At 72.9% G+C, this 26,349-nt stretch carries 19 protein-coding genes; 5 read left to right on the top strand and 14 right to left on the bottom strand.

The window, feature by feature from the left end; genetic code table 11:
- Nucleotides 1-16: 16 nt before the first annotated feature.
- Genes IPJ59_RS09740 through IPJ59_RS09730 form a run of 3 tightly spaced genes read right to left on the bottom strand, consistent with a single transcriptional unit; the run spans nucleotide 17 to nucleotide 2,435 of the window.
- On the bottom strand, nucleotides 17-961 hold the full coding sequence (locus IPJ59_RS09740) for a fibrinogen-like YCDxxxxGGGW domain-containing protein (RefSeq protein ID WP_293271017.1): 945 nt from the start codon (nucleotides 959-961) through the stop codon (nucleotides 17-19).
- Nucleotides 962-968: 7 nt separating this feature from the next.
- The gene (gene glpX, locus IPJ59_RS09735; RefSeq protein WP_293271015.1) at nucleotides 969-1,940 is read right to left on the bottom strand and encodes a class II fructose-bisphosphatase; all 972 of its coding nucleotides are present in this window, start codon (nucleotides 1,938-1,940) and stop codon (nucleotides 969-971) included.
- Between the two features lie 12 nt (nucleotides 1,941-1,952).
- Nucleotides 1,953-2,435: an acyl-CoA thioesterase gene (locus IPJ59_RS09730; RefSeq protein WP_293259128.1), complete on the bottom strand. Its 483-nt coding sequence runs from the start codon at nucleotides 2,433-2,435 to the stop codon at nucleotides 1,953-1,955.
- Nucleotides 2,436-2,639: 204 nt separating this feature from the next.
- On the opposite strand from IPJ59_RS09730, the gene IPJ59_RS09725 reads away from it, so the two are divergent.
- Nucleotides 2,640-3,062: a hypothetical protein gene (locus IPJ59_RS09725; protein WP_293271012.1), complete on the top strand. Its 423-nt coding sequence runs from the start codon at nucleotides 2,640-2,642 to the stop codon at nucleotides 3,060-3,062.
- 9 nt (nucleotides 3,063-3,071) lie between these two features.
- Here IPJ59_RS09725 and IPJ59_RS09720 read toward each other — a convergent pair whose 3' ends face one another.
- A complete protein-coding gene (locus IPJ59_RS09720) occupies nucleotides 3,072-3,308 on the bottom strand; it encodes a hypothetical protein (protein WP_293271010.1) in 237 nt (78 codons plus the stop codon).
- A gap of 47 nt (nucleotides 3,309-3,355) precedes the next feature.
- A complete protein-coding gene (locus IPJ59_RS09715) occupies nucleotides 3,356-4,669 on the bottom strand; it encodes a homoserine dehydrogenase (protein WP_293271008.1) in 1,314 nt (437 codons plus the stop codon).
- Between the two features lie 62 nt (nucleotides 4,670-4,731).
- On the opposite strand from IPJ59_RS09715, the gene IPJ59_RS09710 reads away from it, so the two are divergent.
- Both IPJ59_RS09710 and IPJ59_RS09705 read left to right on the top strand, forming a co-directional pair.
- Complete coding sequence (locus IPJ59_RS09710) at nucleotides 4,732-5,766, top strand: NAD-dependent epimerase/dehydratase family protein (RefSeq protein ID WP_293271006.1); 1,035 nt, start codon at nucleotides 4,732-4,734, stop codon at nucleotides 5,764-5,766.
- A gap of 42 nt (nucleotides 5,767-5,808) precedes the next feature.
- Entirely contained in the window at nucleotides 5,809-6,261 is a 453-nt protein-coding gene (locus IPJ59_RS09705; protein ID WP_293271004.1) for a hypothetical protein, read from the top strand.
- A gap of 1 nt (nucleotide 6,262) precedes the next feature.
- Here the strand turns inward: IPJ59_RS09705 and IPJ59_RS09700 are convergent, their stop codons facing one another.
- From IPJ59_RS09700 to IPJ59_RS09685, 4 genes are all read right to left on the bottom strand, one after another.
- A complete protein-coding gene (locus IPJ59_RS09700; RefSeq protein WP_293271002.1) occupies nucleotides 6,263-11,215 on the bottom strand; it encodes a translocation/assembly module TamB domain-containing protein in 4,953 nt (1,650 codons plus the stop codon).
- Nucleotides 11,215-13,197 carry a BamA/OMP85 family outer membrane protein gene (locus IPJ59_RS09695; protein ID WP_293271000.1) on the bottom strand — a complete coding sequence of 661 codons (1,983 nt, stop codon included), beginning with the start codon at nucleotides 13,195-13,197 and terminating at the stop codon, nucleotides 11,215-11,217. The genes IPJ59_RS09700 and IPJ59_RS09695 overlap by 1 nt, the downstream gene beginning before the upstream one ends.
- Before the next feature lie 179 nt (nucleotides 13,198-13,376).
- A complete protein-coding gene (locus IPJ59_RS09690) occupies nucleotides 13,377-14,510 on the bottom strand; it encodes an oxygenase MpaB family protein (protein ID WP_293270998.1) in 1,134 nt (377 codons plus the stop codon).
- Entirely contained in the window at nucleotides 14,510-14,938 is a 429-nt protein-coding gene (locus IPJ59_RS09685; protein ID WP_293270996.1) for a hypothetical protein, read from the bottom strand. Before IPJ59_RS09685 ends, IPJ59_RS09690 begins: the two co-directional genes overlap by 1 nt.
- Nucleotides 14,939-15,026: 88 nt before the next feature.
- Here IPJ59_RS09685 and IPJ59_RS09680 point away from each other — a divergent pair, with 88 nt between their 5' ends.
- Nucleotides 15,027-16,226, top strand: coding sequence for an SAM-dependent methyltransferase (locus IPJ59_RS09680; RefSeq protein WP_293270994.1), 1,200 nt, complete (start codon nucleotides 15,027-15,029; stop codon nucleotides 16,224-16,226).
- Here the strand turns inward: IPJ59_RS09680 and IPJ59_RS09675 are convergent.
- The 3 genes from IPJ59_RS09675 to IPJ59_RS09665 all read right to left on the bottom strand — a co-directional run bounded on the left by IPJ59_RS09675 (nucleotide 16,165) and on the right by IPJ59_RS09665 (nucleotide 22,300).
- On the bottom strand, nucleotides 16,165-17,628 hold the full coding sequence (locus tag IPJ59_RS09675) for a hypothetical protein (protein WP_293259962.1): 1,464 nt from the start codon (nucleotides 17,626-17,628) through the stop codon (nucleotides 16,165-16,167). The two genes, IPJ59_RS09680 and IPJ59_RS09675, sit on opposite strands and share 62 nt — an antisense overlap.
- Before the next feature lie 91 nt (nucleotides 17,629-17,719).
- On the bottom strand, nucleotides 17,720-18,580 hold the full coding sequence (locus IPJ59_RS09670) for a prolipoprotein diacylglyceryl transferase (protein WP_293270992.1): 861 nt from the start codon (nucleotides 18,578-18,580) through the stop codon (nucleotides 17,720-17,722).
- Between the two features lie 108 nt (nucleotides 18,581-18,688).
- Nucleotides 18,689-22,300: a hydantoinase B/oxoprolinase family protein gene (locus IPJ59_RS09665; RefSeq protein ID WP_366524569.1), complete on the bottom strand. Its 3,612-nt coding sequence runs from the start codon at nucleotides 22,298-22,300 to the stop codon at nucleotides 18,689-18,691.
- An 85-nt stretch (nucleotides 22,301-22,385) separates the two neighbouring features.
- On the opposite strand from IPJ59_RS09665, the gene IPJ59_RS09660 reads away from it, so the two are divergent.
- Nucleotides 22,386-24,203 (top strand): histone deacetylase family protein, encoded by a 1,818-nt coding sequence (locus IPJ59_RS09660; protein WP_293270988.1) that lies wholly within the window; start codon nucleotides 22,386-22,388, stop codon nucleotides 24,201-24,203.
- 71 nt (nucleotides 24,204-24,274) lie between these two features.
- Here IPJ59_RS09660 and IPJ59_RS09655 read toward each other — a convergent pair whose 3' ends face one another.
- Entirely contained in the window at nucleotides 24,275-26,077 is a 1,803-nt protein-coding gene (locus IPJ59_RS09655; RefSeq protein ID WP_293270987.1) for a fatty acyl-AMP ligase, read from the bottom strand.
- Nucleotides 26,074-26,346: an acyl carrier protein gene (locus IPJ59_RS09650; protein WP_293259947.1), complete on the bottom strand. Its 273-nt coding sequence runs from the start codon at nucleotides 26,344-26,346 to the stop codon at nucleotides 26,074-26,076. Before IPJ59_RS09650 ends, IPJ59_RS09655 begins: the two co-directional genes overlap by 4 nt.
- Between the last annotated feature and the right edge of the window lie 3 nt (nucleotides 26,347-26,349).

The following is a 26,349-nucleotide window of genomic DNA, read 5'->3' as shown; positions in this document are numbered from 1 at the left end:
GGTCGCGGCGAGCGTGTCACTTCACGAACACAGACAGGGTGTCGAGGCCCCACGCCTCGTTGTTGGCGTCCTCGCTGAGGCTGGCGGAGAACTTGACGAGGGCGGCGTTGGCCGCGTTGGCGCGCTCGCCCGCGAGCGTGATGTTGCCGTCGTTCCACAGGATGTTGCCGCAGTGGTCCTTGGTCTGCGCGCAGCTGTTCGGGTCGGTGTAGTTGCAGGACTTGCTGGCGAGCTCGTCGCCGTCGAGCGTGACGACGATCGCCTCGTCGTCCCACGAGTCGATGATCGCCAGCTCGGCGATCAGGCGCAGCTGGGTGTGCGGCACCTGCTGGAGGTCGATCGACTTCTCGGTCGCCGCCCCCATGCCAAACTGGCCCGCCCCGCCGAGCAGGTTGCCGAGCTCGCCGCAGACCGAGACCTGGCCCGCGCTCCAGCCCTGCGGCGCGTCGAGGCCGTCGTAGTACACCTGCGTCCAGCCGCCGCCGCTCATGTCGCAGTAGAGCTTGATCGTGCTGCCATCGCTCTCGGGGTCGATGTCGTAGGACTCGTCCGCCGTGCCGGGGGCCAGCATCAGCAGCTCGAGGCAGCTCCGCGGGGCGCGGCACAGCGTGGTGCAACCATCGGCCTGGTCGGCGTCGCCGTCGTCGCACAGCTCGCCCGGATCGATGGTCGCGTCGCCGCAGATCGCCGCGCCGCCCGTGCTCGCGCCGCTGCTGTGACCGGTGCTGTCGGTGGTCGGCTCACCGCCCGTCTCACGGGTGCCGCCGCTGGTCACGACCGGGCCGCTGCTCGTGCCGCCGGTGGTCGGCGCGGCGCTGGTCGTCTCGCCGCCCGTGCTGGCCGCCGCGCCGCCGCCCGTGCTTGCCGCTGCACCACCTGCGCCCGTGCCCTCGACCACCTCGCCGAAGCAGGCGGGGACGAGCAGCGCGAGCAGCGAGCTGAGGCGAGTGAGGCGCGGCATGGTCGGCTCAGGCGTGCTCGTACTCGTGGATGTAGCGGTGCGCGTCGACGTCGGTGTTCACCCAGCGGATCGTCCCGGTGGTGCTGCGCAGCGCGAGGCTCTGGAGGTGCAGCCGATTGCCGATCCGGCGCACGCCCTTGAGCAGCGGGCCGGAGGTGACGCCGGTGGCGACGAACAGCACGTCGCCGCGCACGAGGTCGTGGACGTTGAGGACCTGGTCGGGGTCCTTCATGCCCATGGCGATGGCCCGGGCCCGCTCGTCGTCGTTGCGAAACTGCAGCTTGCCCTGGAACTCGCCGCCCATGCAGTGCACCGCGGCGGCCCCCAGCACGCCCTCCGGCGCGCCGCCGATGCCGTACACCATGTCGATGCCGCTCTTCGGGATGCAGGTCGCGACCACCGGCGCGACGTCGCCGTCGGTGACCAGCAAGATCCTCGCGCCCGCGGCCCGCAGCTCCTGGATCAGCGTCGCGTGCCTCGGCCTGTCGAGCACCACCACCGTGAGCTCGTCGGGCCGCAGACCCTTGGCGGCCGCCAAAGCCCACAGGTTGTCCCGGGGGGACTTGTCGAGCGAGATCTTGCCCCGACCCTCCGGACCGCACGCGATCTTCGCCATGTACGTGTCAGGCGCGTTGAGCAGGTGGCCCTTGTGCGCCACGGCCAGCACGGCCAGCGCGCCAGGCAGACCGTTGGCGCACAGGTTGGTGCCCTCGAGCGGGTCGACCGCGATGTCGACCTCGAGCAGCTTGGGGTCGCTGGGGCCGACCTTCTCGCCGATGAACAGCATCGGCGCCTCGTCGCGCTCGCCCTCGCCGATGACGATCGTGCCGCGGGCGGGCACCCGCTCGAAGGCGGCGCGCATCGCCTTGACCGCGGCCGCGTCGGCCGACATGCCGTCGCCGCGGCCGATCTGCGCCGAGGCGGAGATCGCCGCGGCCTCCGTCACGCGCGTGTACTCAAGGACAAGGGTGCGGTCCATCGTTCGTGTCTCCTACTCGGGCTCGGGGGGCGCGAGCGCCAGCAAGGTCGCTCGCAGGTCGTCAGGGAAGCGCGTCGGCCGGCCGTCGGCGAGGCGGATGCAACAGTGGCAGGTCTCGGCGTAGAGCACCGTCAGCGGCGCCTGCAGGCCGACCCGGTCGCCGGCCTCGACGGTGACGTGATAGCCGAAGCGCAGCCGCGCGAAGCTCATCTCGGCGACGCCGACCTGCACCGAGAGCAGGTCGTCGTAGCGGGCCGGCGCGATGTAGCTGATCGCCAGGTCGGTCAGCGGCATGCCGTAGCCCTGCGCCTCGGCCTCCGCGTAGGTGTGCCCGAGCGAGCGCATCAGCTCGACCCGCGCCGCCTCGAGGAAGCGCGTGTACGTGCCGTGGTACACGAAGCCCATCTGGTCGGTGTCGGCGTAGATGACCCGCTGACGCAGCGCGTGCCGCAACTCCGCGGCAGGTGGTCGGTTCATCCGGGGCGTGCGAGCCATCGCGTCCGCGAGGCTACCGGAGCCGGGGCGCTCGCGCGCACCCGCGTGGGCGCTGGCAAGTGAGTTAGACCGCGGCTTTGGCGAGCGTGCCGCGAGCTCCGGGCGGCCACGAAAAATTCTTCGCGCCACCCGGAAAGGCACCTCGTCCCGGTGATGAAGGCAGGCCGCGCTGGCCCGCCAAGAGCCGCCCACCCGAGAAACACCATGCCCCGCTTCAACCTCCTCGTCCTCGCCGCCCTCACCACCCTCACCGTCGCCGCCTGTGACGCCCCGGAGGACGCCCTGCCGCAGCTCGAGCTGCGCCTCGGCGACGCCCCAGCCGTGGAGATCGACCTGCCCGTCGCCGACGAGCTCGAGCTGCCCCAGGGCGCCGAGGCCCGCCCGTGCACGAGCCCCGAGCTGCCGCTCACCCTCACCGTCCGCGACCCCGACGAGCAGACGCTGTGGCAACACCACGGCTGTGCGAGCGAGGAGCAGTTCGACGAGACCCTCGAGAGCCTGCCCAGCGACGACGAGACGAGCTTCCGCGTGTGGCCCAAGGCCTACTACGACCGCTGCGCGATGGGCTCCGACTACTTCTGCTGCGTGGTCGGCGGCGGCGGCTGGGGCTGCATCCTCCTGCTGTGAGCGGGCCGCTCAGGGCGCCGCGTACTTGAGGAGATCGCCGAACTTGGCGACCAGTTCCTCGGCGGCCCGTCGATCGCGCACATCCTCCGGGACCGTGCGAATCTCGACCTCGTGCAGGATCTTGTTGATGGCGTTCAACCGGCGGAAGCGCTCCGCGGGTGTGCGGCGCAGGTTCTCCTCGAGCAGCGTCACGTCGATGCCGAAGTCGATCGCCGCCTGCCACTCGTCGCGAACTTCCGAGGCCATGACCCGCCCAGGATAACGCATCCCGGCCCACGCAGTCGAGCGCCCGATCACACCAGCGAGGCCGGCAACACGCGGATGCGGGTCGCCGGCGCCGCGAGGTCGGGCGAGCTCGCGAGCTCGCCCAGCGCCGCCTGCATGGCCCGCTCGCTGACCGACTCGGTGAGCATGATCATCGGCACCGGGCCGCGGCCGGGCCGGTCCTGGACCATCCGCGAGATGCTGACGCCGTGGCGCCCGAGACAAGTCGCGACCCGCCCGAGCACGCCGGGCAGGTTCGGCACCTGCACGCACAGATAGTTCTCGTGCTCGAGCAACTCGAAGGTCGTCGGCCCGCCATCAGCCCGCGGCGGCGGCAGGTCGCGCACCGCCGCCGCGACCGGCGGGGCCACGCCGGCGACCAGGTCGCGGGCCAGCTCGAGGATGTCGGAGACCACCGCGACCGCGGTCGGCATCATGCCGGCGCCGCGACCGTAGTAGAGACTGCGGCCGAGCGCGCGCGACTCGACCAGCACCGCGTTGTAAGCCCCGGTCACGCCGGCGAGCACGTGCCCCCGCGGGACCAGGGTCGGGTGCACGCGCAGGCACGGCCCGGCGGCGCTGTCGTGCGCGATCGCCAGGCTCTTGATGAGATAGCCGAGCTCGCCAGCGGCGCGGATGTCCTGCGCCGACACGCCGGTGATGCCCTCGACGGCGATCGCGGTCGGGTGCACGCGCACGCCCCACGCGACCATCGCCAGCAGCGCCAGCTTGTGCGCCGCGTCGCCGCCGCTGACGTCGAGCGTCGGGTCGGCCTCGGCGTAGCCGGCCGCCTGGGCCCCGCGCAGCGCCTCGGCGAAGTCGGCCCCGCTGCGGGTCATGGCGTCGAGGATGAAGTTGGAGGTGCCGTTGACGATGCCGGCGACCGCCTCGATGCGGTCGCTGGCGAGGCCCTCACGCAGGCTGCGGAGCACCGGGATCCCGCCGGCGACCGAGCCCTCGAAGTAGACCGCCCGCCCGTGCGCCGCGGCGGCGGCGAAGATCTCCGCCCCGCGCTCGGCGAGCACCGCCTTGTTGGCGGTGACCACGTGCTTGCCGGCCCGCAGCGCGGCGAGGATGTACGAGCAGGCCGGCTCGACGCCGCCGATGAGCTCGACCACCACGTCGATCATCGGGTCGGCGATCAGCGCCCGCGGGTCGGCGGTGATGAGCTCGGGCGCGACGTCCACGGCCCGCCGCCGACCCGGGTCGCGCACGCAGATCCGCCGCACCTCGATCACCGCGCCGAGCCGGGCCTCGATCGCGGCCCGCCGCTCGTGCAGCAGCCGCACCGTGCCCGCACCGACGTTGCCGAGCCCGAGGATGCCGACCGTGACACTGCGCATGTGCACACGACCGTAGCGGGCCGGCGCGCGCGCGGTCAACCACGGGGTAGAGTGCGCCCCCGATGCCGGACAGCGTCCCCCAGATCCCCCAGGGCAAGACCCTCGTCACCGGCGCGGCCGGGCACGTCGGCGCCAACCTCGTGCGCCACCTGCTCGCCGCTGGCGTCGACGTGCGCGTGCTGGTCCACCCGCAGCACAACAACCGCGGCGTCGAGGGCCTGCCGGTCGAGCGCTGCGAGGGCGACCTGCGCGACGCCGACGCGGTCCGCCGCGCCGTGACCGGCTGCGTCCGCGTGTATCACACCGGCGCCAAGGTGTCGGTGACGAGCCCGACCGCGAAGCAGACCCGCGAGCTGTGGCAGATCAACGTGCTCGGCACCCAGCACGTGATGCAGGCCGCGCTGCGGGCCGGGGTGGCACGGGTGTGCCTGACGAGCTCCTTCTCCACGGTCGGCTTCCACGCCGACGACCCGTCGCGGCCCTGCGCCGAGGAGCTGCCCTTCTTCCCCTTCATCGACTGGATGCCCTACTCGCGCACCAAGGTGCTGGCCGAGATCGAGGCGTTCAAGGCGATCGCCGACGGCCTCGACGTCGTGATCGCGATCAGCACCGGCGTGTGCGGGCCCAACGACTTCCTGCCCTCGCGCACCGGCAACGCGCTCCTCAGCTACGCCCGCGGCAAGTTCCGGGCGTACATCCCCGGCGGCTACGAGGCGGTCGGCGTCGACGACCTCGCCCGCGGCCACGTGCTGGCGATGGAGCGCGGCCGCAAGGGTCAGCGCTACACGATCTCGAGCCGCTACGTGACGATGGACGAGATGCTGGACCTGTTCGCCGAGGTCACCGGCAAGCCCCGCAAGGCCCGCGCCCTGCCGCCGAAGCTGATGGCCGGCGTGGCCCGGGCGGTCTCCGGGGCGATGACCGCGTTCTTCCCCGACGTGCCGCAGCACCTCACCCCCGGCGCCGTGCTCGTGCTGTCGATGCAGCGCCGCGCTGACATCGGCAAGGCCCGCGCGCAGCTGGGCTACGAGCCGACGGCGATCGAGCCGGTCGTGCGCGCGTGGTACGAGTTCTTCGTGCGCGAGCAGATGGTCTGACGCCGCGTTGACCCGCCGACGCGCCGCCCCTACCCTGCCGGCATGCGACTCCCCTGCCTGCTCGCGGCCCTGCTCGCGCTGTCCTGCGCCCACTCGCCGCCGCCGCCCCCGGGGCCTCGGCCGCTGGGTCACGACGTGAACCTGAGCCGCGGCGAGGCGACGCTCGGCCTGCGCTTCCGCTACGAGGTCGCGGCGGACCGCTCGCTGGCGCTGCTGGTCGAGGTGAAGTCGGGCGGCAGCGGCAGCGTCGGCGCGGTGGAGCTGGCGGTGCGAACGGAGGGCTTCGTCGTCGAGGGCGCGGCGAGCTGGCAGGGCGAGCTCCCGGCGGGCGGCCGCCACGAGCAGCGCTTCGTCCTGCGACCGACCAGCACCGGCGTCGCCACTGTCACGATCGATCACGCGATCGTCGGCGTGCTCAAGGGCGAGCCGGTGCTGCTGCGCTTCCGCGTCGACGGCGATGATGTACGGCCCTGCGCCGCCAGCGACTGCGAGTAGCTCAGCGCGGCGGCGACGGCGGCGGCGACGGCTTCACGATCGGCGTCGGCGCGCCGAAGACCTTGCGCCAAAACACGTCGAGGCCGCCGACCGCGGCGTCGCCGAAGTAAGTCTCGACCGTCCAGCGCGGCGCGAACTGGTACTCGACGCGCGCCTCGACCCGGTTCTGCCGCTTCGGCGCGTTCACCTTGTAAGCCGTCTCGATGTAGATCTTGCGGCTGACCCGCTTGCCGACCGAGAGGATCGGCTGGTTGACGTCGTCGCCGAAGCTCAGGCCGACGTGGTCGATGCCCAGGCGCGAGCTCATGAACGCCGCCAGCTGCGGGTTCTCGAAGGTCGCAAGCAGCGCGGCCGCCTGCGCGAGCACCCGCTGCTCGTCGGCATCATTGACATCGGGCGAGCCCGTCAGCAGCAGCGTCAGCACCTGGCTCTGCGTCAGCTTCGGCTCCGAGCGGAACACCAGCGTCGGTCGACTCAGGCGCCCGCTGAAGGTCGCGGTCACCTCGGCCACCGGCGTGCTGGTGTGCGCGACCACGCGGATGAAGGGGTCGATCGCGTCCTCGTCCGGCGGCAAGCTGACCTCGCCCGACTCGATCGTGAAGCGATTGCCGAGCAGGTCGAGGCGGCCCGACTTCGCGGTGAGCTTGCCGGTGACCTGGCGCGCCTCGCCGTCGCGGGTGGCCGCGACGGCGCCCTGCCAGCTCATCTCCGTGGCCGGGCCGCGGATCTCCAGCGGGTCCGCGAGCTTGATGCGCATCGCGAACTTGCCGACCGCGCGCGGAGCCTCGGCCGCGGTCGCCTCGACCTCGTTGCCGGCGGCGACCTGACCACCGGGCCCGTCGACGGCGACGGCGACGAGCTGCTTCTGATCCTTGTAGGTGACGGCGGCGTTGATCGGGATCTGCTTCGGCGGGTCGACGGTGTAACCGGTGACGCGGATCCTGGTGCCCCGCAGCTCGAGGTCGACGTCCGTCTCCTCGCGCGTCGAGACCACGGCGACCTTGAGCTTGCTGTCGATCTGCATCTGCGGCAGGCCGGGGCGGACCAGCGGGAACTTGCTCAGGATGACCGTGCTGCCGAGCTTCATGCCGCCGTCGCGCGGCAGGTCGAGGCGGGCGCTGGCCTTGAGCTGGCCGTCGCCGCTCTCGGCGGTGAGGGTCTCGAGCACGATGGTTCGCCCGTCGGCCCGCAGGTCGAGCTCGATCTTGCGGATCCGCTGCTGCAGCTCGAGCACCGTGATCCCGCCGTTGCGCAGGTGCAGCTCGCCGTGCACCTCGGGCGCGCCGAGCGTGCCGCGGGCGTCGACCTTGGCCGCGAGCTCGCCGTTGAGGTCGTAGTAGCTCTTCGGCACGAAGGCCTGGGCGAAGCGGGTGTCGAACTTCGGCGCCCGCAGCGAGGCGGTGAAGGGGATGTCGGCGGCCTTCGCCGCGCCGCGGATGAGCGCGACGAGGTCGGCTTGGGCGTCGACGCGGACGGCCATCTCGCCGGCCCAGCTGTGCGGACCGATACTGTACGTGAGCGACTGGACCGTGGGGTCGACCGCCGCCGTGATGTGCAGCGGGGCGCCGCCGATCAGCTTGTGGCCCATCTGGCCGTGGGCCTGCAGGTCGGCGTGGAAGGCCGTGAGGTTGCCCTTCGCGCGGGCGATCAGGCTCAGCTCGAGCAGCGCCTCCTCGGGCACCCGGCCGAGCGGCGCCAGCATCGTGCGGTCGAGGCCGTCGACCCGCAGCTCGACCTCGTGCGCGCCGCTGGCGTCCCCGGCGACGCTGCCCCGCCCGAGGTCGACCTGCAGCGGCCCGCTGCCCCGCAGCTTGACCGTGCCGCGCCCGAGCTGGCCGTCGAGCGCGACCTTCACCCGCTTCGCCGCGTAGTCGATGTCGACGTGGGCGGTGCCGACGCGGCGGTCCTTCCATACCAGCTCGTGGAGGTCGCTGTGCAGCTGCAGCACCGGGGCGCTCGCCGGGCCGCGCAGGCGGGCGTCGGCGTCGACGAGGCCGGTGAAGGCGGCGCTCAGCCCGAGCGCCTTGAGGGCGCCGAGGTCGAGGCCGGTGACCCGGGCGTCGGCGATCTGCGGCTGGTCTTTAAGCCAGGTGAACTCGCCGCGGTGGAGCGCGACCTGCAGCGGCGCCTCGGCGTGCAGGGTGACGTGACGGGCGACCGCGCCGCGCAGGTCGAGGTCGAGGACCGCCCGCTGCTGGCGCAGGCGGAGGTCGAGGCGGAGCGCGCCGATCCTCGCGTCGCGCATGCGCAGGCCGTCGCCGAGGACCGCGAGCTGCAGGTCGGGGTCGATCATCGAGCCGGCGAACTTGCCCTCGACCTCGATCTTGCCGGCGAACACGCGGCTCGGGTCGAGCGTGCCGAGCTGACGCCAGAGGTTGATGTCGCGGGCGACGATCGTGGCGGCGTGCTCGGCCTCGGGGCGCCAGTGGAGCGGCCCGTGCACGAGGTCGACGCGGACCGGCAAGCGCGTCACGTCGACGCGCACGCGCCCGGCGAGGCGCCCGAGGTCGAGGCGGGCCGTCGCGTCCGCGCCCGCGCGCTGGTCGAAGCGGAGCTCGAGCGTGGCCGGCAGGTCCTCGCCGTAGCTCAGACCGCGGCCGCTGACCTGCAGCGCGGTGTCGGGCTTCGCGGCCGGGCCGTCGACCGCGAGGTGGAGGTCGACCAGGCCCCGCAGCGGGCGCGGCAGCTTGAGCCACGGGCCGAGCGAGCTGAGGCGGAAGCTGGTGACGTCGACGGCGAGGTGGAGGTCGCCCGGGCGGACCGCGAAGGCGCCGCGCGACAGGTCGAGCGCGACTGGCAGCTCGGCGGAGGCGGTGAGATCGTCGGCCATGCTGCCGACCACGCCGAGGGCGACGCGGCCGCGGCCGTGCTCGAGGCGGGCGACGAGGTCGAGGTCGCCGAGGATGCCGTCGCGGAAGCGCAGCTTTTGTCCCCCGAGCAGCAGGGCGATCTGGGGCGCCTGCGCGGGGCCCTTGAGCGTCGCGCGGGCGGTGACGCTGCCGGCGATCTGTCCGCGCAGCGAGGGCACGAGGGCGACGAGCGGAGCGAGGCGGACGCGCGTGAGCTGGGCGACGAGGTCGCTGCGGCCCTCGAGGTCGAGGCGCCCGTCGACGCCGATCTCCCCGCCCGCGGCGCGCAGCCGCAGCGCGTGAACATCGACGCGACGACCGGCCACGACGATCCGCGCCGGACGCGGGAGCAGGGCCTGGAGACCGCGCAGGCGCAGGTCGAAGGCGTCGAGCAGCACCACCAGCGGCGGACCCGGGAGCACCCGCGCGGCCAGCTTGACGCGGTCGCCCCGGTTGCGCGCGCGGACCCACAGCTCGCCCGCGACGCCGACCTCGAGCGCGCCGTCCGGGTGCTCCGCGTCGACCGCGACCAGGCTGCTCTTGCCGAGCTCGGCGGTCAGCTCGAGGCCGGCGAAGCGCTGGCCCGGCACCCGCAGCTGGCGGGCCGAGAGCGTGGCGTGCAGCTCGGGCGGCGACATGAGCGGCCGGCCGTGCACCTGGGCCTCGAGGTGCCCGACGCCGACGCCGAAGCCGACGAAGTCATCGACCACCAGGCTGCCCTCGCAGCGCAGCGGGGCGCCGGTGCAGGTGCCGAGGCTGCGCACACCGGCGGCCAGCGGCGGCACATCGACGAACAGGCGGGCCACCCCGAGCGGCTCGGCGAGGTCCGGCGCGTGCAGGTCCCAGCGACCCGCCTCGACGCCGAGCGGCCCGGCCCGCAGCTCGGCGCTCAGGTCGACGCCGAGGCCGGTGAGGCGCAGGTAGGCGGCGAGGTCGTCGAGCACCGAGTCACGCGTGGCGATCGCGTGGAGGTCGAGCCGCGAGGCCGCGCCACACTCGCCGCAGTGCACCCGCAGCTCGGCCGCCAGCTGTGACCAGTCGAGCCCCGAGAGCGTCGCCTCGAAGCCCGGGCGGACCACGCCGAGGCGGGCACCGAAGGGCGGCGGCACGAGCTCGGCGAGGTCGAGCTCGGCGCGGCCGCGCAGCTCGAGGCGGGGCGCGCCGAGCGGGTCGCCGGAGAGCGCCAGGTCGAGCGTCGCTAGCCCGGGCAGCTGCGCGTGGACGCCGACGTCGATCGCCCCGGCGGTGCCGCGCAGGTGGACGCGCAGGCTCGGGTCATCAGCGACGAGCAGCTTGGCGGCGAGGCTCGCGGGCAACCTCGCGGCGAGCGCCTCGCGGCGGCCGTCGACGGCGATCGTCGCCTCGCCGCGGAGGTCGGCGGCGTCGAGGTCGAGGCGGTCGATCGTGACGACCCCGAGCTCGGTGGTGACGCTGCCCTGCAGCTGCAAATTCGGCTCGCCGTAGCTGGCCGTGAGCGCCAGCGCCTCGATCGCCAGCCCGGGCAGCCGCGCCGCGCCGTCGTCGATCTGCAGCTGCAGGGCCAGGCCGAACCACGCCAGCTCGCGCGCCGACAGCCGCGCCTCGCCGACGATCGTCGTGCCGTCGTCGGCCATCACCTCGACGCCGGAGATCTCGAGGCTCGCGACCTTGAGATCGATCGGCAGCGACGGCATCACCGTGTCGCGCGGCGGCGAGGACGGCCCGGGCATCGCCAGATCGGCGAAGCCCTCGCCGGCGACCAGGTGCAGCTGGGCGTCGCGCAGGGTCACGCTGCTCGCCGTCACCGCCCCGTCCAGCAGGTCCCACGGGCTCCAGTCGATCGTCAGCTCGCGCGCCGCGACCAAAACGCGGCCGTCGCCGTCCTCGAGGTAGATGTCGCCGAGGACGAGGTGATCGGCGAGCCGGCCCTCGACCCGCCCGATCCGGATCTCCCCGGGGATGCGGTCGTTGTAGAAGCCGAGCCCGAGGTTGAGCACCGCGTGGAGGAACCCTGGCGAGTAGAGCAGCAGCACGCCGCAGGCGAGCAGCGTGAAGACCAGCACCAGCACGACCCGCAGGGTCCAGCGCAGCGTCTTGCGCACGATCGTCCAGGCACGCGTGGCCATCAGAAGCTCTCCCCCAGGCCGAGGTGGATCGCCCAGATCCGCGGCTCGCGGCTCGACTGGTCGGTCTCGGCGAGGCGAAAGCCGAGGTCGAGGCGGAAGATCCCGATCGGGCTGTCGTAGCGCAGGCCCGGGCCGGCGGCGTAGTTCCAGCTGCGCGGCTTAAAGCTCGCGATGCCGGCCCGCACGTCGCCCATGTCGAGGAAGGCCGCCGCGCTCACCTTGTTGAACATCCGCACCCGCAGCTCGAGGTTGGCCATCACCATCGTCTGGCCGCCGACCGGCACGCCGCTGCAGTCGTCGCCGAGCCCGGTGACGGCGCAGTCCGGGAGCACGACCTTGGGCGAGAGCCGGCGCAGGCCCCAGCCGCGCACGCTGTCGGCCCCGCCGAGGAAGAAGCGCATGTCGATCGGCGTGCCGGCCCGCTTGCCGAACGGGAACATGAAGCCGACCGACGCCCGCGCCGCCACGGTGATGCGCTCGTGCGGCGTGTAGTAGAGGCGCAGGGTCGGCTGGAACTTGTGGAAGCTGAAGTTGCCGCCGAGCCCGGCGATGTCGTACACCGCGTTGATGATCGCCCCGTTCTTCGGGCGCAGGATCGAGTCGACGAAGTACAGGTTGAGCTCGGGCTCGAGGTAGCTGACGAAGTACGGGTCGCGGAAGTCGAGCCCGAGGATCGAGTCGCTGGCCCGCAGCGCCGGCGACACGTTGAAGAAGTCGACGAAGCGGGCGTTGTAGGTGAGCCCCAGCTCGACGTGCTTGCCGAAGAAGCGCGAGGGGCCCATGCGCAGCGACGGCGCGTAGAACTGATAGCCCTGCCAGATCCCGAGCTCGAAGCCCGGCGCGAGGGTCCAGACCGTGCGCTTCTCGAGGAAGCCCTTCTTCTGGAACCTCGGCTCGATGCGCACCAGCGGGCCGTGGGCCTCGGGGCGCAGCAGCGAGGGCAGCTCGGCGTAGCCGGCGGTGACGCGCAGGTCGAAGCGGGTGAGGCTGTGGCCGAGGTTGCGGTGCGAGTAGAGGAGGGTGCCGCGCTGCTCCCAGCGGACCGGGTCGATGCCGATGCCGGGGCCGAGCTTGATCGTCTGGGTCTGCGCCTCGACGACGTGGACCGTGAGGTCGACGGTGCCCCCGGGGCTGGCCGCGTCGTCGGTGTCGATCGAGACCGACGAGAACACGTCCATGCCGTAGATCGTCTGCTCGATGCGCGTGAGCAGGGCCGGCGAGAAGCGCATGCCCGGGGCGTAGTCGATCTCGTTGCGGACCAGGCGCTCGGGCACGCCGACCAGGCCCTCGATCGTGATGCGCCCGATCTTCACGTGGGGCCCGGGGCGCAGCGCGAAGTCCACCACGACGGCGCGGCCGGGGTCGACCACCGCCGACTCCTCGACCTTGGCGAACGCGTAGCCGCGGTCCTGCATGCGCCGCTGCAGCAGCTCGCGCGAGGCGTTCAACTTCGGGATCTCGAAGGCCTCGCCCTCGTGCAAGGTGCTGGCCTCCTCGATCGCGTCAGGCTCGGCCTTCGGATCGGGCGGGCCCGCGGGGAAGCCCTCGGGCCAGCGCATCGTCAGGGTCTCGACCCGGGTCGGCGCGCCCTCGCGGACCACGATCCTGATCCGCGTCTTGCCGGCAAACCGCTCACCCGCGTGCTTGCCGAGCAGGTGCGTGCGGCCGACTCGGGTGAACGGCACCATCGAGACGACCTCGGCCTCGTAGTAGCCGTGGGCCCGGTACAGCTCGAGGATCCGCGCCGCGTCGACCGGCAACATGGCCTCGGTGAACGGGTACTTCGGCCTCCAGATCAGGCGCGAGCTCTCGCCGATGTTGAGGTAGGCGAGGAGCTCTCGCTTCTTGAAGTGGTGCACCCCGTCGAGCTCGATCTTCGTGATGTACGACTCGACCCCGCGCACGTCCTCCAGCCGCTGCGCGCAGGCAGAGAGCTGCAAGGCGCCGCACAGGGCGAGCAGCCGGGGACACGAGCGAAGCACCGGCCTTCATGACACGGGTCGCACGAGGCGCCCTGCCGCACGCCGACGCCCGTGGCCGCTTCGGCCGCCTCGCCGCTCCGGCCGGCCCATCCTGGGGCTGCGCCCCGCGACACCCCGAGGACCTCGTCCAGGGCGCAGTCCGCGGGATCCCACGATCCGAGCACGCCAGCTTTGGCAGCTCAGCGCCAGTTCACGCCCCAGACCTGGCGCACCTCGCTGGGGATGTTGAAGGGCACGCGGTTGCCGCCGCGGTTGGCGAGCAGCAGGCCGTCGATCAGCAGGCCGCTGAAGCGACGGGCGAGCCCGCGGGCGAGGATCGAGTGGTCGGTGGCGAAGTCGGTGGTGTGGCCCACGACCTTCCACGCGCCGATGAAGGGGCCCTCGTGGCGCTTTGGCACCGCGAGCATGTCGGCGATCGCCTCGCCGACGAAGTGGCGGACGAACTGCGCCGGCACCTCGTCGAACACGGTGCCGGGCACCATCGCGGCCATCATGTCGAGCAGGGCGCGGGTCATCATCTGTCCCTCGGGACAGGCCTCGAAGTTGCGCTCGCCGATGCGGTCCGACAGCACCTCGCCCGCGGCGAAGTCACCGGGCAGCAGCTCGTCGCGCACGCCCATCACGTGACCGACCACGTTCCAGGTGTGCATGTACGCGTCGACCTCGGCGGCGCTGAGCTCCACCTCAAGGCGGGCGAGGCCCTTCAGCACCGCCACGGAGAAGGCGCAGAGCGTGCCCGCGAGGTCCTCCTGGTTGATCGGCAGGCCGAGCGCGGGGTCCCAGCTGGGGTCCTTGCCGAGCATGTGGCGGACCATCGCGTGCATCAGGCGCACCTTCTGGGCCGAGCGCAGGCCGGCGCCGCGCGAGCCGGGATCGAGGCCGCCGGGGCTCATCACGTCGATCACCAGCTGGGCCGTCTCGACGACGCGACGCCTCGGATTACTGTGCAGGCGATCGGTGCGGGCCAGCACCTGCACGCCGCGCCGCGCCGCGTAGCACACCGGCAGCGAGTAGCAGTTGAGCAGCAAGATCGTCAGCGGGCCGAAGCGGTGGAACAGCTCGGTGCCGAGAGCCAGGCGCGCAGGGTCGGCCCAGCCCGGCAGCGGGCTCTCGCGGAAGTAGTCGCGCACGTGCTGCGGCAGCGCCTGCGACGGCAGGTCGTCGTTCTCGACCAGGTCGCGCATCAGGTAGTTGACGGCCTGCACCACCGTGGCCCCGCCGGCGAACAGCTCGGCGACGACCGTGTCGGCCGGCGGATCTCCGACCTGACGCATGGATTCGAGGAAGGCGGGGGTCCAGGTGGTTTGCGGCATCAGTGGCAATTCTCGAAGGTGATGTCGGCCTTGAGCGCGAGCTCGGGGTCCTCGCAGGCGACGCGGACGTGCCCGCGGACGTTGGTGATGTCGTTGATCCGCGAGCTCTGGCGCTCGACGTGGACGTCGAACTGCGGACACCCGGGCCCGGGCTTGAGCGTGATCCCCTGGTCGGTGCCCGGGACGTTGACCTTGAGGACCGGCCCGTCCTTCGGATCGAGGATCACGCGGACCATGCTGTCTTCCCCGCTGTCCGCCCGCATGTCGACGCCGAAGAAGCCCTGGCGCTCGCCCGAGGCGCACTCGCTGGGGATCGTCGACCACTGCTTGCCAGCGGCGCGCAGGTCGACGCTCAGCGACCCGTGCAGCTCGTTGGTACACCCGCACAACAACAGCGCGACCACCCCGCCCCAGCCCGAGATCTTCATTGGCGCAGGCTATCACGCCGCTCGTCGCCCGCACCGGCGCGCCTGCGCCCTTGTACCGCGCGCGCCCGTGGCCTATGACTGCCCGCCCGTGCCGAGCACCACCACCGCGTTCCTGTTCTGCGTGTGCCAGGCCGGCGCCGAGGCGGCGGTCGCCGAGGAGCTGGCCAGCTCGCACCCCGGGCTGCGCCGCGCGTTCGCCCGCCCCGGCCTCATCACCTTCAAGGACCCGGGCGGCCAGGTCCCGGCCGAGGTCGAGATCACGGCCGTGCTGGTGCGGGCCTTCGGCGCGGCGATCGGCCCGGTCGCCGACGTCGAGGAGCTGCTCGCCGCGCTCGAACGCCACTGTCCCGAAGGACAGGCGGTGCGCCTGCACGTGTTCGAGCGCGACATCGCCAAGCCCGGCGACGAACCACCCGGGCACGCGTACGGGCCGCTCGCCGCCGCCGCCCAGGCGCAGATCGAGGCGGGCTGGCCCGCGAGCCAGCCAACAGCCAGGTGGCCGCTGCTGGCGGGCAGCCGCGCCGAGGCGGGCGACTGGGTGCTCGACGTGATCGTCGCCGCGGACGAACCGTGGTGGCTCGGCTTCCACCGCCACGGGCCCGGGCACGCGCCGACGCCGGGCGGACGCATCGCCGTCGACATGCCGCCCGAGGCCCCGTCACGCGCCTATCGCAAGCTCGAGGAGGCGCTGATCTGGTCGCAGGCGCCGCTGCGCCCCGGCGACACCGCGGTCGAGATCGGCAGCTCGCCGGGCGGGGCCAGCTACGCGCTGCTGCGCCGCGGCGTCGAGGTGATCGGCATCGACCCGGCCAAGATGGCCCCGGTCGTCCTCGACTACAACAAGGACCTCCCCGGCAACCACTTCGTGCACCTGCAGCGACCCATGAGCCTGGTCCAGCGCAGCGACCTGCCGACCACCCTGCACTGGGTCCTGCTCGACGTGAACCTCGCCCCGCAGGTCGCGCTCATCACGGCCCGCCGCCTCGCCGCCCACCCGCGCCCCGCGCTGATGGGCGTGCTCCTCACCCTCAAGCTCGACGACTGGAAGGCGCTGCGCCACGTCCCCCGCTTGCTCAAGAGCGTCGAATCGATGGGCATGCTCTCGGTCAAGGCGACCCAGCTGCCGAGCAACCGCATGGAGCTGTTCGTCTGCGGGCTGACCAGGCAGGGCCTCGCGCGCCATGAACAGGTGGCCGAGCGTGACGCGGTCGCCAAAGGTGAAGCGGTCAATCCGGCAGGCGCAGCTGCCACACCCCCGAGCGCTCGCCGTCGACACGCGAGTAGGTGACGACGCCCGCGTCGGCGTCGGCCTGCAGCGAGGGCGCGAACACCCGGTCGTCGAGGAGCTGCTCGCCGCCGTTGTTGAGGTCGACGCGGAGCAGGGTGCCGAGAGCGTCGGCGTCGATGTCGACGACGGTGACGAGCTGGTCGTCGACGATGCGGAGATATCGGCTGGCCCGCGCCGCCGCCCGCAGCGGCGCGCCGCCGGCCAGCGGCACGCGCCACACCGGGCCCTCCGCGTCGAAGCGGCTCGCCTTGCAGCAGCGCCGCAGCTCCAGCAGCCACGCCTCGGCACCCGCCCCCTCGAGCAGGCCCGACTCGTCACGACCGATCAGCTGGGCGGCGGCGGGGAACAGCGAGCGGACCTCCCCGGTCGCGAGATCGAGGAGCTGGGTCTCGTCGCTCCAGTCGCCGTGCAGCAACCACTGCCGCTCGTCGACTGGCCCCCGCGGATCGACGACCAGGCCCTCCGGCAGATCGATCACCGCCAGCTCCGGCAAGCGATAGACCTGCTGGTAGGTGCCGAGGGTCAGGACCAGCAGGCCGCGCCCGGCGAACGCGAGGCTGCTAGAGCTGTAGGCCAGGCTGGTCGCGCCGAGCGCGACGCTGATCCCGAGCTCGCGGTCGTTGAGCACCACCGGGCCCTTCGCCGGCACGCCGTCATCGACCTCGTGGCTCTGCCACAGCAAGTAGCGCGCGTCGGCCGAGACCTGGAAGGCCCGCACCCCCGTCTGCTCGACCCGCACAGCCCCGTCGCGCAGGTCGATCGAGACGACGCTCTCGTCCGGCGTGCGCACGAAGACCAGGTCCTCGAGCGCCGCGAAGGTCGGCCCGTCGAGGCCCGAGGTCGCGACCGGGCGAAGCAGCTCGATCGCCTCGGCCGGACCGCTGCTCAGGTCAGGCGGATCGGGGTAGAGGTAGAGACCCGCGCCCAGCTCGCCGTCATCGCGGCGACCGATCAACCCGTGCCCGCTCCACCCGAGGCCGCAGTCGGCGTACAGCGGCCACGTGGGCCCGCCCGCCTGCCCACCCGCCAGCTGAACCGCCACGAGCTGCGAATGCGAGTCGCAGGCCAGACCGACCCCGGGCCAGCGCGCGCGCACGCCGAGCGACCGGACCTGGTCGATGAATCGCGGCTCCTCGCCGCAGCGCCCGGCGGCCCACAGCGACGACGTGCCGAAGCTCGGGAGACCCGGCTCCGAGTCAGCCGCGAGCTCGGCGACCCGGTACAGCACGCCGCCCTCGACATACAGCGGCGCCGACACGAGCCGCTGCTCCGGCGCCAGCGCCAGCGCCAGCGTCGGCGCCTGGGCCCCGCACAGCTCACCCAGCGGCGCGGGCTCGGGCCCCTGCGCCACATCGCAGGCGAGCAACCCGCACACGATCACCAGCCCACGGACCCGTCGCATCGGCCGGAAGATAGGCCCCACCTGCGACGCGAGCAAGCGTCGCACATGGGGCCAACGCCGGCTCGCAGGCCCTTTCTCGGGCCTTTCGAGCTCAGCCCGCCGGCGGCGCCGCGGCCTTGGCCGCCTGCTCGCGAGCGGCGCGGTCGCTGTCCCGGGCCCACTCGTTGTCCTCCGGACGCGGCTTGCGGATGAACACGAGATAGATGCCCGCGGCGAGGATGATCAGCGTCGAGTATTGGGCCGTGGTCAAGCCGAGGTAGAGCTTGTCCTTCTCACGCATGGTGTCGAGGATGAAGCGGTACGGCGCGTAGAGCAGGGCCACGGTGCCCAGGAGAACGCCCGGCCGAGCCTTCTCCCAGTTGTACACGAGGTGCACGTACAGCGTGATCGGCACCAGGTACATGAACTCGAGCAGACCGAGGTCGAGGCGGTACTGGCCGTCGGGCCAGGGTCCGACCGCGAGGATGTGCGAGGCGTCGACGATGCTGCCGGGGTGGTCGTGGACCAGCGAGCAGCCGAGGCGGCCCATGGTGAACCCGACCAGCAGGCCGTACATCAGCATGTCGACATACACGAGGTATGGCTGCTTCATCTTGCGCAGGTACCAGATCATGCCGACCAGCGCGCCGAAGAAGCCGCCGACCGAGGACAGCCCGTTCCACACCATGATGAGGACCAGCGGGTTGGCCGCGACATCCTCCGGGAAGTAGAAGAGCACCGACACCCAGTGCGAGATGACGAAGCCGGTGACCAGCACCCAGAACATCATGTCGCGGGCGATGAACTCGTCGATGTTCTTCCGCTTCGCGTAGTGCAGGCAGCGGTGGTACCCGAGGATCACGCCGGCCGCGACGAGCGGGCCGAAGAACTGCAGCTTGAGCGGTCCGATGACCGGCAGGTCAGCGATCAGCTTTTCGGGCGGCCGGAGGTAGGGGATCAGCGCTTCGAGCATGGCGGCCCGCACCGTAACTCAGAGCGGCCAGCCGCGCAAAGACCCACAGGGCCTCGCGCTGATCGGCCGCCGGGGCCCCCCGAAGCTCCACGACCGCCGCGTCCACGCTCAGCGCTCATCGCCCGCCGGGGCCGCCCCGAAGCCGCCGCCCCCGGGCGTCTCGATGCGCAGGCGCTGACCCGCCGCCACCACCACGGCGACCCGCCCGGGCAGCGCGCGTTCGTCCAGGAGATTCCTGCCGACGGCCCCGGGCGACCCGCCCTCGAGCCCGAACGGCGCCCGCTCCCGCCGCTGCGAGAGGATCGCCACCTGCATCGGCCGCAAGAACTCGAGCTCCCGCACCAGACCCTCTCCACCGCTCCAGCGCCCCGCCCCGCCCGAACCACTGCGCAGACCGAAGCGCCACAGACGCACCGGGTAGCGCGCCTCCAGCACCTCGGGGTCCGTCACCCGCGTGTTGGTCATGTGCGTGTGCACGCCGCTGCGCCCGGCATGACCCGCGCACGCCCCGGCCCCGCCGCCGAGCGTCTCGTAGTAGCCGAAGCCCGCGTCGCCGAAGGTCAGGTTGTTCATCGTCCCCTGACTCGCCGCCGCCAACCCGAGCGCGCCGAGCAGCACATCGACCACCCGCTGCGCCGTCTCGACGTTGCCCGCCGCCACCGCGGCACCTGGCCCCGGGGACAGCAGACCTGGCGGAAGGGTCAGGTCGATCATCCGCAGGCAACCCGAGTTCAGCGGCATGGCCCGCCCGGCCAGCAGGCGCAGCACGTAGAGCAGCGCCGACACGGTGACCGCGCGCGGGGCGTTGAGGTTGCCCGGGTCCTGCGGCCCGCTGCCGGTGAAGTCGACGCGCAGGCGCCCACCCACGACCGCGAGCCGCACCGCGATCGCGGCGCCGTCGTCCATCGCGTCGACGAAGCTGCGCTCGCCCGCCGGCAGGCGCAGCAGCGCGGCCGCCACCGCCGCCGCCGCGTCGTCCTGGATCGCCTGCATCGTCGCCGTGATCAGCGGCTCACCATACTGCCCGCACAGCTCGAGCAAGAGCCGCGCGCCGGCCTGGTTGGCGGCGATCTGCGCCTCGAGATCCGCGAGGTTCTCCGCCGGCCGCCGCGCTGGCCACGGCCCGCCACCGAGCACCGCCAGCACCGCCTCACGCTCGAAACACCCCGCAGACACCACCCGCAGCGCCCGGAACACCACACCCTCCTCGTCGAGACTCCGCGCCTGCGGCGGCATCGATCCAGGCAGGGTGCCCCCGACGTCCGCGTGGTGCCCCCGGCTGGCCACGAAGAAACGCAGCACCCCGCCCGCGTCGTGCACCGGCGAGATGACAGTGATGTCCGGCAGGTGCGATCCCCCCGCAGATGGATCGTTCGTGACATACACGGCGCCCGGCGGCGGCTCAGGGTGCGCCGTGAGCACGCCGCGGATCGACTCGGGCATCGCCCCGAGGTGGACCGGGATGTACGGCGCGTTGGTCACGAGGTCGCCGCGCGCGTCGAACACGGCGCACGAGAAGTCGAGCCGCTCGCGGATGTTGGTCGACAGCGCGGTGCGCTGCAGCACGACGCCCATCTGCTCGGCGATCGCGGTGATGCGGTGACCCAGCACCTCGCGCAGCACCGGGTCCCGCGCGTCGCCGACCACCGCCGCCGCGCCCGCCATGACCCCACCCCGCCCGTCGCCGGCCGCGGCCCGCTCGTCGCGGGCGATCAGACAGCCGCCCGGCTCGAGCTCGGCGACGAAGCCAGCCTCGAGCACGATCGTCGCGGTGTCCTCGACCACGATCGCCGGCCCGCACACCCGCTGACCCGGACGCAGCGCCTCGCGCGGCCACACCGGCGCCGCCTGCCAGCGGCCCTCGATCCACAGCTCGGCGCGCGTCGGTTCACCTGGCGCTTGCGACATGTCCATCGCGACATGTCCCGAGAGACCATCACCGACCTCGACCAGCTCGACGCGCGCGCTCACCAGCTCGATCGGGTGACCCACCCGCGCGTAGCCGAACACCCGCCGGTGCTCGTCCGTGAAGGCCCCCACCAGCGCCGCCGCGTCGCCCACCAGCGCGACGGTCTGCGCCGCGTGCGTGCCCTGATAGCGGAGGTCGACGCGGCGCAGCGCGACCAGCTCGCCGACCTCGCCCTGCTCGCCCTGCCCGTCGGTCCTGCCCGCCGCCAGCTCGGCCCGCCCGCGCGCCTCGAGCTCGCGAAAGCAGCGCTCCATCCCCGCCAGCGCCGCGTCGTCGAGCACGACCTGACCCGCGTCCTGTTCGCCGTGCCAGCCGACCCGCGCGGCGCCCATGCCGAAGGCCGAGAGCACCCCCGCGAGCGGGTGGAACACCAGCGTGCGCACCCCCAGCAGGCGGGCCACCGCGCACGCGTGCTGGCCCCCGGCGCCGCCGAACACGATCATCGCGTGGTCGCGGACGTCGTGCCCGCGGCGCAGCGACACCTCGCGGATCGCCGCCGCCATGTGCTCGTCGGCGACGCGGCGCAGGCCCTCGGCGACCTGCATCGGCGCGCGCGCGCTGCCAGCCGCGGCCAGCTCGCTCGCCAGCTGCTCGAGCGCCGCCGTGACCCGCCCCGGCGCCAGCGCGAACGGGAAGCGGGCGCCGCTCAGGCGACCGAGCGCGAGGTTCACGTCGGTGATCGTCAGCGCCGTCGCGGCCTCGCGGCCGTAGCACAGCGGCCCTGGATCGGCGCCGGCGCTCTCGGGCCCGACCGTGAGGCGGCCCGCCTCCACGCGGCAGATCGACCCGCCGCCGGCCGCGACCGTGTGGATCGCCAGCATCGGCGTCCGCACCCGCACGCCGGCGACCTCGGCCTCGTGGCGCCGCTCGTACTCGCCGGCCCAGCGCGTGACATCCGTCGAGGTGCCGCCCATGTCGAAGCCGATCACCTGCGTGAGCCCGAGCTCGCGGGCCAGCGCGGCGCAGGCCACCACGCCGCCCGCCGGACCCGAGAGCACCGCGTCGCGGCCGCGAAAGCGCCGCGCCGGCGTGAGGTCGCCGCTCGACTGCATGATCTGCAGCAGCGAGCCCGGCAGCTCGCTCGTCAGCAGCGCCACGTAGTCGCGCAGCAGCGGCGTCAGATAAGCGTCGACCACCGCCGTCTCGACGCGCGCCAGAAACCCCTGCGCCCCGGCGACCTCGTGCGACAGCGTCACGTGCTCAAAGCCCGCCGCGAGCGCAGCCTCACCGATCCCCCGCTCGAGCGCGCCGTCGCGGTGGGCGTGGAGCACCGCCACGGCGAGGCTGCGCAGCCCCGTGGCCCGCAGCGCGCGCAGCTCGGCGCGCAGCCCCGCGGGCTCGGGCCGCAGCAGCACCGCCCCGTCCGCCGCGAGCCGGGCGTCGACCTCGAGCACCGCCTGCTGCAGCTGTGGTCGCGGCGCGATCGCCAGCGCGAACAGCTCCGGCCGGGTCTGGTCGCCGATCGCCAGCAGGTCGCCGAAGCCCCGCGAGATCGCCAGCCCGCACGCCGCACCGCGACGCTCGAGCAACGCGTTGGTCGCCAGCGTCGTGCCCATGCGCACGCGGCAGGGCGGCAGCGCGGCCTCGTCGCCGAGCCCGAGCAGGCGACGGATGCCGAGCAGCGGCGCCCGGTCCGACGACAGCAACTTCACCGCACGCAGCAGACCCGTGTTCGGGTCGCGCCCCACGCAGTCCGTGAAGGTCCCCCCGCGGTCGATCCAGATGTGCCAGGGACCCGCCACTGCGCGCATCCTAGCAGCGCGTGGCGGATTTCGGCGCACCGCCCTTGGCCGCGGCGTCGGGACATGCAACCACTGCAGCGAGCACGGACCCGCGATGTACGAGCCGAAGTTTCTCCGCAACCTGCGTCGCCGGGTCAACCAGGTGGTCGCCCGCTGGCGGCCGCACCCGGCCCGCTTCGTCTACGGGCCGCAGTATCAGTTCGCGTGGCCGGGGATCCCCTTCGACGAGGTCCGCGGCGAGCGGGTGTTGACCGCGCTGGCCAGCGAGGGCCTGGTCGAGGGCGAGCACATCAAGCAGCCCCCGCTGGCCTCGTACCACGCGATCTTGCGGGTCCACAGCGACGCGTACATCGAATCGGCGCAGACCCCCGCGACCATGAGTCGGATCGTCGCCACCCAGGTCAGCGACCGCGACACCCAGCGCATCCTCGATCTCCAGCGCAGCATGGTCGGCGGCACCATGCTGGCCACCGACATCGCCCTGTCCACCGGCAACATCGCGATCAACCTCGGCGGCGGCTTCCACCACGCGCGCGCGACCGCCGGTCGCGGCTTCTGCGTGTTCAACGACGTCGCCGTGGCGATCGCCGAGCAGCGCGCGCTCGGCTTCCACGGGCGGGTCCTCGTCATCGACCTCGACATGCACGACGGCGACGGCACACGCACGATCTTCGCCGCCGACCGCACCGTCCACACCCTCTCGATCCACCACAGCAACTGGGACGACGCCCCCGCGGTCGAGTCGACCTGCGTCGCGCTCGGCCCCGACGTCGACGACGCCACCTACCTCGACGCCGTGCGCACCCACGTCAGCGTGGTCCTGCGGCAGTTCCGGCCGAACCTCATCTACTTCGTCGCCGGCGTCGACGGGGCCGACGACGACCCGATCGGCGACTGGTCGCTGTCCGAGGCCGCCATGCTCGCGCGCGACGTCGCCGTGTTCGAGCTGTGCCACCAGCTCGCCCCCGCCGCCGCGCTGGTCGTCACCCTCGCTGGCGGCTACGGCCCGCTCGCCTGGCGCTACTGGGCCCGCAGCTTCGCCTGGCTGCAGACCGGCCACCACCGCTTTCGCCCGCCCGAGAACGACGAGCTGACCCTGATGCGGGCGCGGCACCTCGCGCGCCTGCTGCACGAGGACGAGCTCACCGGCCGCGGCAACGACGGCTTCGGGCTCACCCTCGAGGACGTGATGCCCGCGCACGTCGGCCAGGAGTCGCGCCTGCTCGGCTACTACTCGCGCCAGGGCCTCGAGCTGGCGCTCGAGCGGCACGGCTTCCTCGACCGCCTGCGCGGCAAGGGCTTCAAGGAGCCGACGCTGGTCTGCGACTTCGACGACCCCAGCCGGCAGTCGATCAAGATCTTCGCCGACCCGGCCCGCGCCGAGCTGCTCATCGAGCTCGTCGTCCACCGTGAGCGCCGCGTCGTCCCCGGCTTCGAGCTGCTCTCCATCGACTGGTTGCTGCTGCAGAACCCGCGCGAGCGCTTCGGCGACAGCCGCCCCCAGCTGCCCGGCCAGCGCTTCCCCGGCCTCGGCCTGTTCGCCGAGCTGGTCGCCCTGCTCGTCGTCGCCTGCGAGCGCGTCGGCCTCGCCGGCCTGCTCGTCACGCCCTCGCAGTTCCACCTCGCCCTCCAGTGGCAGCGCCGCCTCCGCTTCATCGACCCCCGCGCCGGCGCCCGCCTGCGCGCCCTCCACGAGGCCCTCGGCGGCCTCCCCCTCGGCGGCATGACCACCGCGCTGCAAGCCGGCCGCGTCGTCGACCGCCGCAGCGGCGCCCCGATCGCTTACGAACCAGCGCCCATGGTCCTCCCGCTCTCACCGGAGCTCCAGGCCGCGCTCGACAGCGAGGGCTACGCGCGGGCGATGGACGAGGTCGCCGACGACTATCACTACACGCTGCTGCCCGCGCCGTGACGCGCTCTTGACTCGCTCGCGGCCGCGACCACAACGAGCCATAGCGATCGGCCCGCGCCCGGGCTCACTCCTCACTCGCCGCGCTTGGTCCCGCCGAGCGCCGCCTTGATGAAGCCCCAGCGCGACGCGGCGAGGTGCCGCAGCAGGCCGAGCTTGCTGGCCGGGCCGACGCCGTCGCCGAGCTCGCCGCGGGCGAACATCTCGGCGCCCTTGCTGCGCTGCAGCTTGCCGCTCGAGGTCTTCGGCAGGCTGCCCGGCGGCAGCAGCACGACCTCGTCGACCCGCAGCGCCAGCGCCTCGAGGATCTGCGCCTGCACCCTCGCCGCCAGCGCCGCCGTGGCCGCCTCCGTGGCCGCCTCGCCCTGGCGCAGCTCCGCCGCGACCACCACGTACTCGCGCCCGAGCGCCGGGTCGTGGATGCCGAACGCGATCACGTTGCCGCGGCGCACCCCCTCGACCTGCGACGCCTGCCACTCGAGGTCCTGCGGGTGGTAGTTGCGACCGTTGATGATGATCAGGTCCTTGCTGCGCCCGCACACATACAGCTCGCCGTCCGCGAGGTAGCCGAGGTCCCCCGTGCGCAGCCAACCGGCGTGCAGCGCCTCCGCCGTGCGCTCGGGGTCGTTCCAGTAGCCCCGCATCACGCTCGGCCCGCGCAGCTCGATGTGCCCGACCTGACGCTCCGCCAGCGGCTCGCCAGCGTCGTCGACGATGCGCAGCCCGTGCTCCGCGAAGGCCCGCCCGCAGCACACCACCGCGAGCGCCGGCGCCTCGTCGCCCCCCGCCGGCTCGGCGCGACCCAGGGCCAGCGCCGCGGCGTCGACCCGGTCCGCCTTGAGCCCGCCCGCGACCTCGCCGAAGGTCACGGCGAGGCTGTGCTCGGCCATCCCGTAGCACGGCAGGAGCGCGTCGCCGCGGAAGCCGAACGGCGCGAAGCGGTCGGCGAAGGCCCGCAGCGTGCCGTGCTGGATCGGCTCGGCGCCGCAGCCAGCGACCCGCAGCCGCGACAGGTCGACCCCGACCAGCTCGCTGTCCTTCACCCGCGTCGTGCACAGCCCGTAGGCGAAGTTCGGCGCGAAGGTGATCTCCGCCCCGGTCTCCGACAGCTGACGCAGCCAGATCGACGGCCGCTTGAGGAACATCAGCGGCGGGATGAAGCGGATCGACCGCACGCCGTACACGATCGGCGCGAACACAAAGCCGATCAGGCCCATGTCGTGATAGAGCGGCAGCCAGCTGAGCCCGCTCGACTCGCGCGAGATCTGCAGCCCCGCGCCGCCGCCGATCGCCGCGATGTTGGCCATCAGGTTCGCGTGCGTCAGCGTCACCCCCTTGGGCCGCGAGGTGCTGCCCGAGGTGAACTGCAGGAACGCGACGTCGTCCGGCCCCACCGTCACGCCCGCAGGCTCCGCGCCGACGGGCACGGCCTTGATCGCCGCCGCGTGGGTCTCGATCACCCGCAGCTCGGGCACGCCGCTCATCAGCTTGCCGAGGATCGGCCGCACCTGGGCGTCCGTGATCACCACGCTGCAGCCGGCCTGGCGCAGGATGTGGGTCGTGTTGGCCAGGTAGCTGTCGAACTGCCCGAGGTTCATCGGCGGATACACCGGCACCGCGATCGCCCCCGCCAGCATCGCCCCGAAGATGTCGTCGATGAACTCCGCCGAGTCCGGCAAGATCAGCCCGACCCGGTCGCCGCGGCGCACGCCCATCGCCTGCAGCGCCGCCGCGCTGCGCTGGGCCCGGCGCCACATCTCGGCGTACGACAGGAACACCGGCGGCTGCTGCTCATGCCGCAGGTGGCTGTAGCCGGTCGACTCGTGTCCGGCCACCGCGGCCAGCGCCGCGGTGAGCGTGGTGACCCCGGCCGTCATGACGCCCTGCCCGCGAACGCATCGACGATCACCCGGGCCACGTCATCGAGCGTGGTGACCCCCTGCAGCGCCTCCATCGCCACCGTGACGCCGTAGTGGTCCTCGAGGTCGGCGACCATCTCGAACGACTGCAGCGAGTCGAGGCCGAGGTCGGCGATCAGCCGCGACTGGGCGGAGATCGGCGCCACGGGCCGCTGCTGCAGGTGCTCGTCCAGGTAGGCGAAGATCTGGGCGAGCACCGACTCGTGGCTATGCGTGGCTTGGTTCATCGG

The organism is Nannocystis sp., from assembly GCF_016714285.1.
Classification (GTDB): domain Bacteria; phylum Myxococcota_A; class Polyangia; order Nannocystales; family Nannocystaceae; genus Nannocystis.
The sequence above is the reverse complement of the archived record's forward strand: the minus strand, read 5'-3'. Positions and strand labels throughout refer to the sequence as shown.

Bases quoted from the DNA above. Each gene is read 5' to 3' on its own strand.
- IPJ59_RS09740 (WP_293271017.1), bottom strand. From the start codon at position 961: ATGCCGCGCCTCACTCGCCTCAGCTCGCTGCTCGCGCTGCTCGTCCCC.
- glpX (WP_293271015.1), bottom strand. From the start codon at position 1,940: ATGGACCGCACCCTTGTCCTTGAGTACACGCGCGTGACGGAGGCCGCG.
- IPJ59_RS09730 (WP_293259128.1), bottom strand. From the start codon at position 2,435: ATGGCTCGCACGCCCCGGATGAACCGACCACCTGCCGCGGAGTTGCGG.
- IPJ59_RS09725 (WP_293271012.1), top strand. From the start codon at position 2,640: ATGCCCCGCTTCAACCTCCTCGTCCTCGCCGCCCTCACCACCCTCACC.
- IPJ59_RS09720 (WP_293271010.1), bottom strand. From the start codon at position 3,308: ATGGCCTCGGAAGTTCGCGACGAGTGGCAGGCGGCGATCGACTTCGGC.
- IPJ59_RS09715 (WP_293271008.1), bottom strand. From the start codon at position 4,669: ATGCGCAGTGTCACGGTCGGCATCCTCGGGCTCGGCAACGTCGGTGCG.
- IPJ59_RS09710 (WP_293271006.1), top strand. From the start codon at position 4,732: ATGCCGGACAGCGTCCCCCAGATCCCCCAGGGCAAGACCCTCGTCACC.
- IPJ59_RS09705 (WP_293271004.1), top strand. From the start codon at position 5,809: ATGCGACTCCCCTGCCTGCTCGCGGCCCTGCTCGCGCTGTCCTGCGCC.
- IPJ59_RS09700 (WP_293271002.1), bottom strand. From the start codon at position 11,215: ATGGCCACGCGTGCCTGGACGATCGTGCGCAAGACGCTGCGCTGGACC.
- IPJ59_RS09690 (WP_293270998.1), bottom strand. From the start codon at position 14,510: ATGCCGCAAACCACCTGGACCCCCGCCTTCCTCGAATCCATGCGTCAG.
- IPJ59_RS09685 (WP_293270996.1), bottom strand. From the start codon at position 14,938: ATGAAGATCTCGGGCTGGGGCGGGGTGGTCGCGCTGTTGTTGTGCGGG.
- IPJ59_RS09675 (WP_293259962.1), bottom strand. From the start codon at position 17,628: ATGCGACGGGTCCGTGGGCTGGTGATCGTGTGCGGGTTGCTCGCCTGC.
- IPJ59_RS09670 (WP_293270992.1), bottom strand. From the start codon at position 18,580: ATGCTCGAAGCGCTGATCCCCTACCTCCGGCCGCCCGAAAAGCTGATC.
- IPJ59_RS09665 (WP_366524569.1), bottom strand. From the start codon at position 22,300: ATGCGCGCAGTGGCGGGTCCCTGGCACATCTGGATCGACCGCGGGGGG.
- IPJ59_RS09660 (WP_293270988.1), top strand. From the start codon at position 22,386: ATGTACGAGCCGAAGTTTCTCCGCAACCTGCGTCGCCGGGTCAACCAG.
- IPJ59_RS09655 (WP_293270987.1), bottom strand. From the start codon at position 26,077: ATGACGGCCGGGGTCACCACGCTCACCGCGGCGCTGGCCGCGGTGGCC.
- IPJ59_RS09650 (WP_293259947.1), bottom strand. From the start codon at position 26,346: ATGAACCAAGCCACGCATAGCCACGAGTCGGTGCTCGCCCAGATCTTC.